Origin of the sequence: Cupriavidus sp. OTU4054, assembly GCF_038440175.1 — a bacterium.
In the GTDB taxonomy this organism is placed as follows: Bacteria; Pseudomonadota; Gammaproteobacteria; order Burkholderiales; family Burkholderiaceae; genus Cupriavidus; species Cupriavidus pauculus_D.
The window spans coordinates 148,210-161,701 of record NZ_JASATF010000010.1 but is presented as its reverse complement, the minus strand read 5'-3'; the positions used below and the strand labels follow the sequence as shown (position 1 = coordinate 161,701).

Below are 13,492 nucleotides of genomic sequence, written 5' to 3'. Positions count from 1 at the left end.
CGCCCGCGAGCGCGGATTCGGGGGCGTCGACAGGCCGTTCCGTTTTAGGGAATCGCGCACAGCCAATGGGCATGTTGGCAAAAAAGAAACCCTTGCAAACCGACCATGTAAAAACGGCAACGACGGCCGCGAAACCACCGTGAAATCGAGGGTTTTCGATTGGCATGCATTCTGCGTTCTATGGAGGTTGCTTATCAAAACCCCACAACCAAGGAGCAGCCATGGCCGACCAACCGTTCCTGACGGATATCAAGACTCTGCGAGAGCGCGCCCGCAAGCACATCGAAGAAGGCGCCGTGACGGCCGGTTACGATGCGGAGCGATCCACGGTGATCAACCTGCTCAATGACGCGCTGGCGACGGAGATCGTCTGCACGCTGCGTTATCGCCGCCACTATTTCATGGCGAAGGGCCCGACTTCGAAGAGCGTGGCCGCCGAGTTCCTCGAGCATTCGAACGAGGAACAGGGCCATGCGGACCAGATCGCCGAGCGCATCGTGCAGCTCGGCGGCGAACCGAACTTCTCGCCCGAGGGGCTGCTGACGCGCAGCCACGCCGAGTATGTCGAAGGGTCTTCGCTGACCGACATGATCAAGGAGAACCTCGTCGCCGAGCGCATCGCGATCGATTCGTATCGCGAGATCGTGCAGTACCTCGGAGACAAGGACCCGACCACGCGCCGGCTCATGGAAGACATCCTGGCGGTGGAAGAAGAGCACGCGGACGACATGTCGGATCTGCTGGCCGCGAATACCAACGCCAATCACTGAGCGACCGCGCGCGCCGCATGAAAAAAGGGCAAGGGTTCGCACCCTTGCCCTTTTGTGATCGCATCGCAGGTCAGGCGACCGTATTGAGCGCCTCCCGACGCTCGGCTTCCGCGAGGAAGCTGTGGATCTGCGCGACAACCGCCGCGCCCTCCCCCACGGCCGCCGCCACGCGCTTGGTCGACCCCGAACGCACATCACCGATCGCGAACACACCCGGCACGCTCGTCTCGAGCGTATAGATGCCGCCGTCCTCGCCCATCTGGCATTTCTTGCGCGCGGCCGTGCCCGTCAGCACGAAACCCTTCTCGTCCGTCTTCACGTTGCACGCGCGCAGCCATTCGGTATTGGGCGCCGCACCGATGAACAGGAACACATGCCGCATCGGCTTTTCGATCGACGCTTCGCCCTTCGCGCGATTGCGATAGCGCACCTTCTCGAGCCATCCCTCGCCTTCCATCGCCGTGATCTGCGAATGCGTGTGCAGATAGACGTTGGGCAGGCTCTTGAGCCGATCGATCAGATAGCGCGACATCGTCGCTTCCAGACCCTCGCCGCGCACGAGGATATGCACCTCTGCCGCGTGCGAAGCCAGGAAGACCGCGGCCTGGCCTGCCGAATTGCCGCCGCCGACGAGCATCGCGTGCTCGTCCTTGCAGAGCTTGGCCTCGACCGGCGACGCCCAGTAGTAGACGCCGCGGCCTTCGTACTGCTCTAGCGAATCGATATCGGCGCGACGGTATTGCGCGCCGCTGGCGATGACCACGGTGCGCGCGGGCACGCGGCGCCCGTCCTTGAGTTCGATCTGGATGGGACTGTCGCCGCAGTGGAGCGCCTTGACCTCGAGCGGAATGGCCACGTGCGCGCCGAACTTCTGCGCCTGCACGAAGGCGCGGCCCGCCAGTGCCTGGCCCGAGATCCCCGTGGGGAAGCCAAGATAGTTCTCGATGCGCGCGCTGGCGCCGGCCTGGCCGCCCGGCGAGCGGCAATCGATCACCGCGACCGACAGGCCTTCCGACGCCGCATACACGGCGGTGGCAAGACCCGCGGGCCCCGCGCCCACGACGATGACGTCATAGACATGGTCCTCGGCGAAGGTCGGCACGATACCGAGACACGATGCCAGCTGCCCTTCGTCCGGCGCGCGCAGCACGCTGCCATCGGGACAGATCACCATCGGGAAATCGCTCTGCGGCGCATTGCTGACGTCGAGCAGGCCGATCGCGTCGCGATCCGCCTCCACATCGACCACCTTGTGCGGATAGCCATTGCGGCGCAGGAACGCCTGCAGCGCGAGCAGCAGCGGTTCCGTGCCGCGTCCCACGAGTACCGGGCCGCTGCCGTTCTCGATCAGCCCCACGCGGCGCAGGATCATCGAGCGCATGATGCGCTCGCCGAGATCGGCCTCCGCGACGAGCAGCGCGCGCAGCCGGTCCGGGGGCACGACCAGCACCGTCGTGTCTTCCAGCGCCAGCGCGTCCACCAGTGTCGGCCGCCCGCTCAACTGCCCCACTTCGGCCAGGAACTGCCCCGGCCCTTCATCGATGATCGGAATGCGGCGGCCCAGACCATCGCGATGGATGATCTGCACCTTGCCCGACAGGATCAGATGCATGCCACGGCCCTTCTCGCCGATGGTGAACAGCATCTCGTCCTTGCGCCACGAATGTTCGGTGCCGAAGCGGCGGATACGCTCGACCTCGGCCGCCGTCAGCGTGGGAAACATCTGATGCCGGCGCGTCGTGAATACCGAGAACGGAGATTCAAGGCCCGATACCGGCTCGGCGTCGGCACGAGGCTCCGCATCCGGCACTTCCGGGCTATCAACCGTGCTGCCGACCGACTCGCGGTCGTCCTGCGTGATCTCCATGCTTCCCCCTGACAAGGATGCGCGCGCGCCCGTCAGTGCAAGCGTCACGAATAGTTGAAAGATGCCGCGCGATGGGGCGCAGCCCCACCGATAGTAGCCCTCCTGCGCCCGAATCGCACTTCAATAATGTGCACATGCAGCAATTGGCCATGAATGTGCGGTATGCTGCCCCCTCCTGCAAGCTACGACGTAGAATGCGGACGGGGTCCTCTCAAGGCCGTTAATTGCAGCTTGCCGCTTCTGCATCGCTATGCGATCGTCGGTAAGGATTTTCCTACAAGCAAAACCGGATATCCCGATACGGGCCGCGCGCGGGCCCATGTGAGAATCGCGCCTTCACCGGGCGCGATTAATTTTTGCGCAATTGCATGCCCCGCTGACATGGAGAAATTCCGGCTCGCCCCCATATCGGGATGCCGCGGTTGTATTGGATATTTGTCTCATTTTTCCCTCGCATTACCGGGAATCGCGCACGTCATCGTGCATCCTTGCAATCCGCAAGCGCTTGCGCGCGCCATTACGGGGCAAGCCGGGAATAATCGGTACGGCAGGGGTTATGTTTAAACGCGAATGACACCCCGCTTCTGCCTCGGGCAATATCACATTGATTTTTTCAATCTCGGCGATAGCTAATGAACATTGTCTGTAAAGCCGTGCGTCTGCGAAAATCCGCAAGCTATCCGCACAGCGTTATCTAAAGCCACCGCGCGGAATCCCGGGAATTCGATGATCAAGCTTCTCATTGCCGACGACCACGCCATCGTGCGCAGTGGACTTCGGCAAATCGTTGCCACCACGTCCGACATCGTCGTGCAGGCGGAAGCCGCCGACGGTCCGGAGGTGCTCGCGCGCCTGCGCGAGGCGTTACCCGACGTGCTGCTGCTGGATTTGTCGATGCCGGGTATCTCGGGCACGGATCTGATTCGACGGGTCCGCACCGAGCATCCCTCGCTGGGCATCCTCGTGCTCACCATGCACAACGAAGGCCAGTTCGCCTCCCGCGCGCTGCGGGCCGGCGCCACGGGCTACATGACCAAGGACAGCGATCCGAGCGTGCTGCTGGCCGGTATCCGCAAGGTGTCGGCCGGAGGCAAGTTCATCGACCCGTCGCTCGTCGATGCGATGATCTTCGACGTCAACGGCGAGGATGCGCCCCCGCATCGCCTGCTGTCGGACCGGGAGTTCCAGGTGCTGCAGCAGCTGGCCGGCGGACGCAGCATCAACGAGATTGCCGAGGCCTACGCGCTCAGCGCCAAGACCATCAGCACGCACAAGATGCGCCTGATGAAGAAGCTCGGCATCGGCAACAACTCCGAGCTCGTGCGCTATGCAGTCAACCACGGGCTCGTCCGCTAGCCATGACGTTCCAGATGCTCGCCAACGCCTCCCTGCCGCCGCTGCGCGACATGCCCCGCGCATTCGCGCTCGCGGCGGCTTCCGTGGCCACGGCGCTCACGCTGCTTGCCGCCGTGGCCACGCGCGGCGAACCGCCCGCCGCGTCGCTGCTGCTGCTTTCGGTGCTGTTCGCCTCGTGGTACGGCGGCGCGCTGGCCGGGACGTTCGGCCTGCTGCTTTCCGTGGCCGCGTTCGACTACTTCTACGTCGGCGAGATGCGTCTGTTCGGCGTGCATCTCGAAGAGCTGCCGCGCCTCGTCGCGTTTGTCGTTGCCGCGGGCTGCGTCATCCGGCTCTGCGCGTCCCATCATCGAGCGGTCAGCGAGCTCAAGACCACCAACGAAGCGCTGCTCGACACCAACGAATGCCTGACGCGCGCGAATGAAGCGCTCGAGAGCAAGAGCGCGCAGCGCGAGATGCTCAACGAGCGGCTGCGCTGGAGCGAGGCGTTCCTGCGAGAGGCGCAGAAGATCAGCCGCACGGGCAGCTGGCGCTGGAGCCTGTCGGACGGCAGACTCACATGGTCCGACGAGAATTTCCGGATCTTCGGGTTCTATCCGGGATTCGAGACGCCCGCGCGCGACGCGATCTTCGAGCGCATCCACGAAGACGACCTGGACCGGCTGCGCGATGTCGTAAGCCGCGCGGTACAGGCGCATCGCGGCTTCGAATGCGAATACCGCATCCGGCTGCCGAACCAGGCCATCCGCCATGTGCGCGGCGTGGGCCGGCCCATCCAGTGGGAGGGCGGCCGCCCGGTCGAGTACATCGGCACCACCGTCGATATCACGCGGCAGCGCCAGACCGAGGAACTGCTGCGCAAGAGCGAGGCCGAGTTCCGTTCGCTCGCGGAGAACCTGCCCGACGGCATCATCCGCTACGACACGCAGTGCAATCGCCTGTACGTGAATCCCGCGCATGCGCGGCATAGCGGCATTCCGGCCGAGTCCGCCATCCGCATGCCGATCGATCATGGCTGGGGCGGCGACATTCCCGCGGAAGAGTATCGCGCGATGATCCTCGACGTCATGCGCACCGGCACGCCGCGGCAGATCCTTGGCCGCTGGCGCGCGAACGACAGCAGCCCCGTGCACTTCGCGGTGCATGTGGTGCCCGAGCGCAATGCCGAAGGCGAGACCGTCGGCGCGCTGGCGATCAGCCGCAATATCACGGCGCTCAAGGAAACCGAACGGCAGCTCGAGGAATCGCGGCAGCTGCTGCGCCGCCTGTCGGACCGCAACGAGACCGTGCGCGAGGAAGAACGCAAGCACCTCGCGCGCGAGCTGCACGACGACCTCGCGCAGTATCTGCTCGCCATCCGCATGAACCTGTCCGTGCTCGGCTCGGAATTCAGCGTGCAGGTTCCCGGCCTGCATGCGCGCACGGCCTCGATGATCGGATCGGTCGATACGGCCATCAAGTCCGTACGCAACGTGATTGCCTCGCTGCGGCCCGCCGTGCTCGACATGGGCGTGCTGCCCGGCCTCGAGTGGCTCGTGTCCGATTTCCTCGCGCGCACGGAAACCACGCCCTGCGAGCTCGAGATCCGTGTGCCCGACGTCAAGCTCGGCGACAAGGCCGAGATGACGTTCTTCCGCGTGGCGCAGGAATCGCTGCGCAACGTGGCGCGGCACGCGCAGGCCACCGAGGTGCGCGTGATCTTCCGCCACACCGATGACCCTCCCGCCTATGTGCTGGAAGTGGAAGACAACGGCGTGGGGTTCGACCCGTCGGTCCAGCGGCCGCGATCCTTCGGCCTCATGGGCATCCAGGAACGCGTGCTGATGGTCGGGGGAACGCTGGAGATCGCCTCCGCCCCTGGCGCCGGCACCACCATACGCGCGGTCATCCCGCATCCGATGCATGAATGACGTGACCCATGCCCGCGGCAGCCTGCCGCCCGACGCCGGACCGGAAGCGCCCGCCGAGGCGAGCGCTCCTGTCGCGCCGCCCGTCGTGCCCGCCGTGCCCCCCGTCGCACCGGTTCTGGCACCCGCCAATGCCAGTCACCTCGGCCGGAAGTTCAGCATCGAGGCCCGCCTCTTCGGCCGCTATGACCGCGCGATCGTCTACGCGGTGCTGATCGGCCTCGTGCTGTCCGGCGCCCTGCTGCTGTTCCGCCTGGAAATGGAAGCGCGCGAGCTGCTGATGTCGGCCGATGGCGATGCGAGCGAGCGGCTGGCCTCCATCACGCGGCAGTTCCACGTCTATATCGTCGGCACGTTCCTGACCGGCCTGTTCATGCTCCACCACGTGCGGGCGCGCTTCCGGCTGGAGGCGAAGCTCGTCCATCAGGCCGATCACGACCCGCTCACGGGCCTGCCCAACCGGCGCTCGTTCGACGCCGCGATCCAGGCCGCGCGCATGGGCAGCTACAGCGTCGTGCTGGCATCGATCGACCGCTTCGAACGCGTGGCCGCCGAACTCGGACTGGCCTCCGCGGACCGGCTCATGGCGATGTGCGCAGAGCGGATTGCCCATGCCGCCCTGCTCCATCGCGGCCGCGCGTTCCGGCTCGATGGCGTCAAGCTCGGCATGCTGTTCGTCGGCAAGAGCACGCATCACGATCTCACCGCCGCGATCTTCGCGGTGCAGGCCGCCATGGCCGAACCTTTCGTGCTGAACCGCCGCGAGGTGTTCCTGAGCATGAGCCTGGGCACGGCCGAGGCACCCACCGACGCCGGCGGTCCCGGAGAGCTGCTGCGCAACGCGAGCACCGCGCTGCAGGCCGCCCAGGCCTATGGCGGCGACACCCACGTGCGCTACAGCCCCGACCTGCAGTCGATCCGTTCGGAGAAACTCTGGATGGAGGCCGCGCTGAACCGCGCGATCGAACGCGGCGAGATGACGCTTCACTACCAGCCGCAGCAGCGGCTGCGCGATGGCCGGCTTTCGGGCTTCGAGGCCCTGCTGCGCTGGCAGCACGATGGCCGCTCGATCTCCCCGTCGGACTTCATTCCGCTTGCCGAGGAGTCGGGACAGATCATCGCGCTTGGGGACTGGGTGCTCCGCGAAGCCTGCACGCAGGCGCGCATCTGGGGTGAGCGCTTCCGCTGCCCGATCGTCGTGGCCATCAATATCTCGCCACGCCAGTTCCAGCATCCGGGCTTCCTCCCGGGCGTTCGGCGCATCATCGACGAGACCGGCGTCTCGCCGTCCAATATCGAACTCGAGATCACCGAAGGCATGATGATCGAGCGCGCGGACAAGGTCATCGCTTTGCTCAACGAGCTGCGGGCACTGGGCGTGCGCATCGCGATCGACGATTTCGGCACGGGCTATTCGAGCCTGTCGTACCTGACCCGCCTGCCGATCGACCGCCTCAAGATCGATCGCGCCTTTATTCAGGGCATTGCGCACGATCCGCGCAATGCCAGCGTCGTACAGGCCGCGATCAGTCTCGGCCACAACCTCGGCCTGTCCGTACTGGCCGAGGGCGTGGAGTCCTGCGCGCAGCGCGAATGGCTTGCCGCGCTGAACTGCGACGAGATCCAGGGCTTTGTATACGGACGCCCCGTGCCCGCCGCCGCCGCCGAAAATTTCCTGCGCAATCGCTGCTGACGCGCCCGCGTCCCGCCTGCCTCCCGCTTGCAGACCTGCCGCCCGCGTCCGTCGATCCCCAACGGTCAGCGGGCGTTTTTCATAGTTCATACCATGGTCTACGTTGCGGACGCTGCGAACCTGACGTACTTTTAAGCACAAGTTGCAACACAGAGGCATAATAAGTGCGGTCGCTCCGGCGGCCGCACGTCGTCGAAGTTTCGCTTATTTCCGCTTAGGTTCAGCGCAAGATGGGAGGAAGTTCCGATGCAAAACGGGCATGCAGACTATCGTTCAGCCACGCCATCCGGCCCGGTACCGGGTGTACCGCCGCAGACGTTATCGGGTCAGGCGGCTTCTCCGCCGCGACCGTCCGCTCCCAGCACCGAACCTCCCCAGGTCATCGTCGATATCCTCGCCCATGCCGATGTCCGCCTCAACGGCGACCGCCCCTGGGACATCCGTGTCCTCAACCCCCGCCTCTATCACCGCATCCTGACCAGCTGGTCCCTCGGCTTCGGTGAAGCCTTTATGGATGGCGACTGGGAGTGCGACGATCTCGACGGTCTGTTTACGCGGCTGCTCACGACCAATATCGAATCGGCGGCCGTGGGCCGCGCGCGCGCGCGGCTGCTGTTCGAACATTTGCGCCACCGCGTGATGAACCTCCAGTCGCGTGGCCGCGCGTTCCAGGTGGGCGAGCAGCACTACGACGCCGGCAACGATATTTTCGAGGCGATGCTCGACTCGCGCATGATCTACTCGTGCGCGTACTGGGCCAACGCCACCACGCTCGAGGAGGCGCAATACGCCAAGCTCGACATGATCTGCCGCAAGCTCGAACTCAAGCCCGGCGAGACGTTGCTCGATATCGGCTGCGGCTGGGGCGGCCTGGCGAAGTTCGCGGCCGAACACTACGGCGCGCATGTCACGGGCGTGACCGTCTCGAAGGAACAGCTCGCACTCGCGCAGGAACGCTGCAAGGGCCTGCCCGTGGATCTGCGCCTTCAGGACTACCGCGAGCTGGACGGCCAGTTCGACAAGATCGTGTCCGTCGGCATGTTCGAGCACGTCGGCCCCAAGAACTACCCCGTGTACTTCGAGACGGCAAAGCGGTTGCTGGCGCCCGAGGGACTCTTCCTGCTGCATACGATCGGCATCGACGTGCGCAGCGCCGGCACCGATCCGTGGATCGACAAGTACGTGTTCCCCAACGGCAAGCTGCCCGCGGCCACCGAGATCGCCGACGCCGTCGAGAACCGCTTCCTGATCGAGGACTGGCACAACTTCGGCCGCGACTACGATCGCACGCTCATGGCGTGGTGGGACAACTTCGTCCGCGCATGGCCCGCGCTGCAGCACAAGTACGGCGACCGCTTCTACCGGATGTGGAAGTACTACCTGCTGGTCTGCGCGGCGTTTTTCCGCTCGCGGCAGGGCCAGCTGTGGCAGGTGGTGCTGACCCACCGGAGCCGCCAGGGGATGTACCGCTCCGTGCGCTGATCGCACCGCCGCGCCTGTTTCCGTCGCCATCGCACCACGCCTTTGGGCGGGGACGCCCCGCCTCTGGCATTTCCCCTCTTTTGGGCGACGCCGAAGTGGCCTATGCTGTCGCACAACGACAAACATGAGAGCCATGCCGGCGATGGTGCGCCGCAACGAACCATGGAAAAAACCGCATTTGTATTCGCTGGCGGCGGCAGCCTCGGGGCCATCGAGGTAGGCATGCTGCGCGAACTCGTCGGCTGGGGCGTCAAACCCGATATGGTGGTCGGCGCATCCGCCGGCGCCATCAATGGCGCCTACTTCGCCTGCCATCCGCATGCCGAAGGGACGGCGAAGCTGGAAGGCCTGTGGCGCAGCATCCGCCGCGCCGAAGTTCTCCCCTGGTCCTGGCGCAGCATGTTCGGCATGCTGGGCGGCAAGCGCGGGCATCTGGTCGAATCGATGGGTCTGCAGCGGCTGCTGTCGCGCCATTTCGGCGACTCGCGCGTCGAGCAGGCATCGCTGCCGCTCCATGTGGTGGCCACGGACATGCATTCTGGCGACGAAGTGGTGCTGTCCTCGGGCAGCATCGTCGATGCCGTGCTCGCCAGCGCGGCGATCCCCGGCGTCTTTCCGCCCGTGAACGTCGATGGCCGCGCGCTGATCGATGGCGGCGTGGCCAACAACACCCCGGTCTCCACGGCGGTGCGGCTGGGCGCGACGCGTATCGTCGTGCTCCCCGCCGGCTTTGCCTGCGCGGAACGCCGGCCGCCGCGCGGCGCCGTCGAGCATGCGCTCAACGCGCTGTCGCTACTGGTCGCCCGCCAGCTCGTGCACGATCTGGAGCGCTGGCGCGATCATGCGCATATCGCCGTGGTGCCGCCGCTGTGTCCGCTCGACGTCTCCCCGTACGACTACACGCGCTGCGGCGAGCTTATCGACCGCGCGGCCAGCGCGACGGTGGCGTGGCTGCGCGCGGACGGTCTCTCCAGCTGCCGCGTGCCGGGCGCGCTCGAACCGCACGAGCACGACGAGTCCTCGCCGAGCTGCAGCGCCGATATCACCGGCGTGCCGCCGCAGCCGGGCGTCACCGAGGCGCATTCCCACCCCCACTCGCACGGCTGAGCCCGAAGGCAGTCTTTACAAGCGGTGCGGCAACCTTGCACGGTTGCCGCATGGGTTTAAGCGCCTCAATGTGTCCCTCCCGCCGCTTGCGGGCCGCTGTGCGGCCTGAAAGCGTGCCTGCGCGCGCCGCCTGGGGCGCGGTACGGTTCTTGCCGCTGTTCTCTCCTGCCGGCCGTCGGGCACTGCCCGATGGCCATCCCGCAACCACAGGAGATCAGCAATGGGCATGAACGATACCGGTCGGTACCGCCCTGGCCAGGACCCGACCTGGCGGGCCTACGGAGAAATGCGCGACGACGGCGATCCGCCCTGGGAAGGCGCGGAAGGCGACAGCCAGTGGCGCGACACCCAGCAGCGCGACAACCAGCAGCGCGACAACCACTGGCGCGACAGCCAGCGCCGCCATGGCAGCGACCTGCGCTACGGCATGAACGGTGGCTACGGCCAGGAGACCTGGGCCGACCACGATCCGTCGTGGTCCGATGTGGCCGAGGACGATTGGGGCGAACTGCGCCCGCATATGTTCCGCAACCGCGATCAGGATCGAACGCGGCAAGCGGCGCAACCGATGCGTCGCCAGAACCTGCGGCACGACGACCGTCCTTATGGCAGGGACACCCACTACGACGAACTGCGCAGCGACCGCCGCTACTGGACCGACTCCGGCTACGGCAATGACGATGGCGGCCGCTACGGCAGCAACTATCGCGAAGACGCGCGCCGTGCGTTCGAGAGCCCGGACTTCCACCCGCAGGAAGATCGCGGCATGCTGTACAACCTCGGCCATCGCATCGGCGAGGTGCTCGGAGAATGGTTCGGGTCGCCCGACGACGACCGCACGGACACCGACGAGCGCGCCTACTCACGGTCGGACACACGCCAGGACACACGCCAGAGCGCACGTCCGGACACGCGCGCGGACGACCGCTACACCGGGGACCGCTGGGACGATCGCCGCGCCGAGGATCTGGGCCAGCGTTTCGGCAAGGCGGTGGGCGGACGACGCACAGGCCCGCGCAACTTCCAGCGTAGCGACGAACGCATCCGCGACGAGATCTGCGAGCGGCTCACGTTCGCCAGCGGCGTCAACGTGCGGGACGTCAGCGTCGATGTCAGCAAGGGCGTCGTCACGCTGAACGGTACCGTCGAGCGCCGCGCGCAGAAGTACGACATCGAGGACATCGCCGACAACACGTTCGGCGTGACCGAGGTGGAGAACAATATCCGCGTGGAACGCCAGCCGACCGACGACACCATCGCGGCCGGCTTCAACGGTTCGTAACTAGGCGCCGGTGAGCCGGAATACGCTCACCGACCGCTCCATGCGCAGGGCCTGCTCGTGCAGGGCCTGCGCGGCCGCGGCCGCCTCTTCCACCAGCGCGGCATTCTGCTGCGTCACCTGATCCATCTGCGTCACCGCCTGATTGACCTGCGCGATACCGCTGCTCTGCTCGTGCGAGGCGGTGCTGATCTCGTCCATCATCGACGTCACGCGCCGCACGGCCGCGACAATCTCGTGCATCGTGTCGGCGGTCTGGCCCGCGAGCGCGTTCCCCGAGGCGACCCGATCGACCGATTGCGAAATCAGCGTGCGAATCTCCTTGGCCGAGTTGGCCGCGCGCTGCGCGAGGCTGCGCACCTCGCTCGCCACCACCGCGAACCCGCGGCCGGCTTCGCCCGCGCGCGCCGCTTCCACGGCGGCATTGAGCGCAAGGATATTCGTCTGGAACGCGATGCCGTCGATGACCGCGATAATCTCCACGATACGGCGCGAATCGGCTTCGATCTCGCCCATGGTCTCGCGCATGCGCGCCACGGACTCGCCGCCATCGCTCGCGATGCGCGACGCCTCGCCGGCCAGCTGGCTCGCCTGCTGCGCGTTGCCCGCGTTCTGCTGCACGATCGAGGTCAGCTCTTCCATGCTGGCCGCGGTCTGTTCCAGCGACGAGGCCTGCTCCTCGGTCCGCTGCGACAGGTCCGTATTGCCCTGCGCGATCTCGTTCGCGGCCACGAGCACGTTCTGCGCGCCCTCCTTCGTATCGCCGATGAGCCCGCGCAGCGTTTCCACCATCGACATCAGATGCCGCTTGACCGCACTGAGTTCGTCGCGGCCGCGTGCCTCCACACTCACGCCGAGATCGCCGGCATTGATGCGGGTGACGAGCTCGGTCACATCGCGCACGTCGTCGCGCATGCCCACGCTGAATCCCGCGAACAGATAACAGGCCGCGCCCACGGTCAGCAGCGCGATAGCGCCGAGGAGGATCAGCTCGCGCTGTTCGGCCGCCATGCGCGCGTCGAGCATCTCGCGCGTGAGGGTGGCAAACTCGTGAATGGCATCGGACACCGCATCGATGGCGGCGGTGCCCTCGGCAAAATAGGCTTTGGCATCGATCGTAATGCCGCTCGACCCCAGCATGCTGACCTTCATCGTGCGATAGAAGTTGTCCATCGCGGCCAGCTTCTTCGCCACGGCCTCCACGCGCTCGCGCTGCGCGGGCGCGCTTCGCGACACGCGCGCGACATCGCGGCGCACGGACTCCAGGCCGTCCTGGATCTGTTCGGCCAGCGTGGCCAGTTCCGCCTGCTGCGCGGCATCGGCAAACCCGCCGCGCGCGATGATGCCGGCGCCGCGCCCGCGGGCGAGCGCGCCGAGTTCGGCCAGCCGCGGCATCGGCGACACCATCAGGTTGATCAGGTAGTACGAACCTGCGTCGGGATCGAGCGCCAGCGACGAGCGGTCCGCCACGTCGCCGATATATAGGCGCGTCTGCTTGACCAGCGCGGTATGCCGGTCGAACAGCGGCGGCGCGGGCGTGTTCAGCCCCAGACTGCGAATCTTCTGCCACGCCTCGTCGAGCTTGCGCGCGTCGGCTTCCACTTCGAACGCCGGCACGGCCGCCGCATCGGCGAGCAGCGCGGCAAGATGCTCGCTGGCCTTCGCGTCGGCCTGATCGAACGTCGCCTGAAAACTCTTGTTGCCCGACAGCACGCCATTCGCCGCGCCACGGCGTACCTGCGTCTCGCGCATGAAGTCGAGCGCGCGCTCGACGATGACCAGCCCGCGCAATTCGTCGCGCGTGGACGCGATGGCCTGCACGGACTGCGCGAACACGGCGATCAGCGCGCCGCAAAGCGGAATGAGGAACAGCACCGTGAGCAACAGCAGCTTGCGGTTGATGGACAGACGCGCCATCAGGCGCACGGCGGGAGACAGAAAAGCGGGCACGAGGCTCCTTGGATCGACGGAGATGGCAAGGGGGAATGACAGCCCCTGTATCGGCCGCAAATCCAAGGAATGAAGCGTGTG

9 protein-coding genes are annotated in these 13,492 nt (G+C 66.2%); 7 read left to right on the top strand and 2 right to left on the bottom strand.

What is annotated here, in order from left to right; all coding sequences use genetic code 11:
- Positions 1 to 221: 221 nt before the first annotated feature.
- Positions 222 to 770 (top strand): ferritin-like domain-containing protein, encoded by a 549-nt coding sequence (locus AAHB16_RS14350; RefSeq protein WP_150374693.1) that lies wholly within the window; start codon positions 222 to 224, stop codon positions 768 to 770.
- Between the two features lie 70 nt (positions 771 to 840).
- On the opposite strand, the gene AAHB16_RS14345 is transcribed toward AAHB16_RS14350, so the two are convergent.
- Positions 841 to 2,637, bottom strand: a complete 1,797-nt coding sequence (locus tag AAHB16_RS14345) for an FAD-dependent oxidoreductase (protein WP_342051186.1) — start codon at positions 2,635 to 2,637, stop codon at positions 841 to 843.
- A gap of 726 nt (positions 2,638 to 3,363) precedes the next feature.
- On the opposite strand from AAHB16_RS14345, the gene AAHB16_RS14340 reads away from it, so the two are divergent.
- The 6 genes from AAHB16_RS14340 (at position 3,364) to AAHB16_RS14315 (ending at position 11,464) form a co-directional block, all read left to right on the top strand.
- Positions 3,364 to 3,993: a response regulator gene (locus AAHB16_RS14340; protein WP_150374695.1), complete on the top strand. Its 630-nt coding sequence runs from the start codon at positions 3,364 to 3,366 to the stop codon at positions 3,991 to 3,993.
- A 2-nt stretch (positions 3,994 to 3,995) separates the two neighbouring features.
- Positions 3,996 to 5,903, top strand: coding sequence for a sensor histidine kinase (locus AAHB16_RS14335; RefSeq protein WP_150374696.1), 1,908 nt, complete (start codon positions 3,996 to 3,998; stop codon positions 5,901 to 5,903).
- Positions 5,896 to 7,593, top strand: coding sequence for a putative bifunctional diguanylate cyclase/phosphodiesterase (locus tag AAHB16_RS14330; protein WP_150374697.1), 1,698 nt, complete (start codon positions 5,896 to 5,898; stop codon positions 7,591 to 7,593). Before AAHB16_RS14335 ends, AAHB16_RS14330 begins: the two co-directional genes overlap by 8 nt.
- 246 nt (positions 7,594 to 7,839) lie before the next feature.
- The gene (cfa, locus tag AAHB16_RS14325) at positions 7,840 to 9,075 is read left to right on the top strand and encodes a cyclopropane fatty acyl phospholipid synthase (RefSeq protein WP_150374698.1); all 1,236 of its coding nucleotides are present in this window, start codon (positions 7,840 to 7,842) and stop codon (positions 9,073 to 9,075) included.
- Between the two features lie 162 nt (positions 9,076 to 9,237).
- Complete coding sequence (locus AAHB16_RS14320) at positions 9,238 to 10,182, top strand: patatin-like phospholipase family protein (protein WP_150374699.1); 945 nt, start codon at positions 9,238 to 9,240, stop codon at positions 10,180 to 10,182.
- A gap of 226 nt (positions 10,183 to 10,408) precedes the next feature.
- Positions 10,409 to 11,464 (top strand): BON domain-containing protein, encoded by a 1,056-nt coding sequence (locus AAHB16_RS14315; RefSeq protein WP_342051185.1) that lies wholly within the window; start codon positions 10,409 to 10,411, stop codon positions 11,462 to 11,464.
- Here AAHB16_RS14315 and AAHB16_RS14310 read toward each other — a convergent pair whose 3' ends face one another.
- The gene (locus AAHB16_RS14310) at positions 11,465 to 13,411 is read right to left on the bottom strand and encodes a methyl-accepting chemotaxis protein (RefSeq protein ID WP_342051184.1); all 1,947 of its coding nucleotides are present in this window, start codon (positions 13,409 to 13,411) and stop codon (positions 11,465 to 11,467) included. It abuts the gene before it with no gap.
- Positions 13,412 to 13,492 lie beyond the last annotated feature (81 nt).

What these genes read in the sequence shown, in the direction of transcription:
- AAHB16_RS14350 (WP_150374693.1), top strand. Translation starts at nt 222, where the DNA reads ATGGCCGACCAACCGTTCCTGACGGATATCAAGACTCTGCGAGAGCGC.
- AAHB16_RS14345 (WP_342051186.1), bottom strand. Translation starts at nt 2,637, where the DNA reads ATGGAGATCACGCAGGACGACCGCGAGTCGGTCGGCAGCACGGTTGAT.
- AAHB16_RS14340 (WP_150374695.1), top strand. Translation starts at nt 3,364, where the DNA reads ATGATCAAGCTTCTCATTGCCGACGACCACGCCATCGTGCGCAGTGGA.
- AAHB16_RS14335 (WP_150374696.1), top strand. Translation starts at nt 3,996, where the DNA reads ATGACGTTCCAGATGCTCGCCAACGCCTCCCTGCCGCCGCTGCGCGAC.
- AAHB16_RS14330 (WP_150374697.1), top strand. Translation starts at nt 5,896, where the DNA reads ATGAATGACGTGACCCATGCCCGCGGCAGCCTGCCGCCCGACGCCGGA.
- cfa (WP_150374698.1), top strand. Translation starts at nt 7,840, where the DNA reads ATGCAAAACGGGCATGCAGACTATCGTTCAGCCACGCCATCCGGCCCG.
- AAHB16_RS14320 (WP_150374699.1), top strand. Translation starts at nt 9,238, where the DNA reads ATGGAAAAAACCGCATTTGTATTCGCTGGCGGCGGCAGCCTCGGGGCC.
- AAHB16_RS14315 (WP_342051185.1), top strand. Translation starts at nt 10,409, where the DNA reads ATGAACGATACCGGTCGGTACCGCCCTGGCCAGGACCCGACCTGGCGG.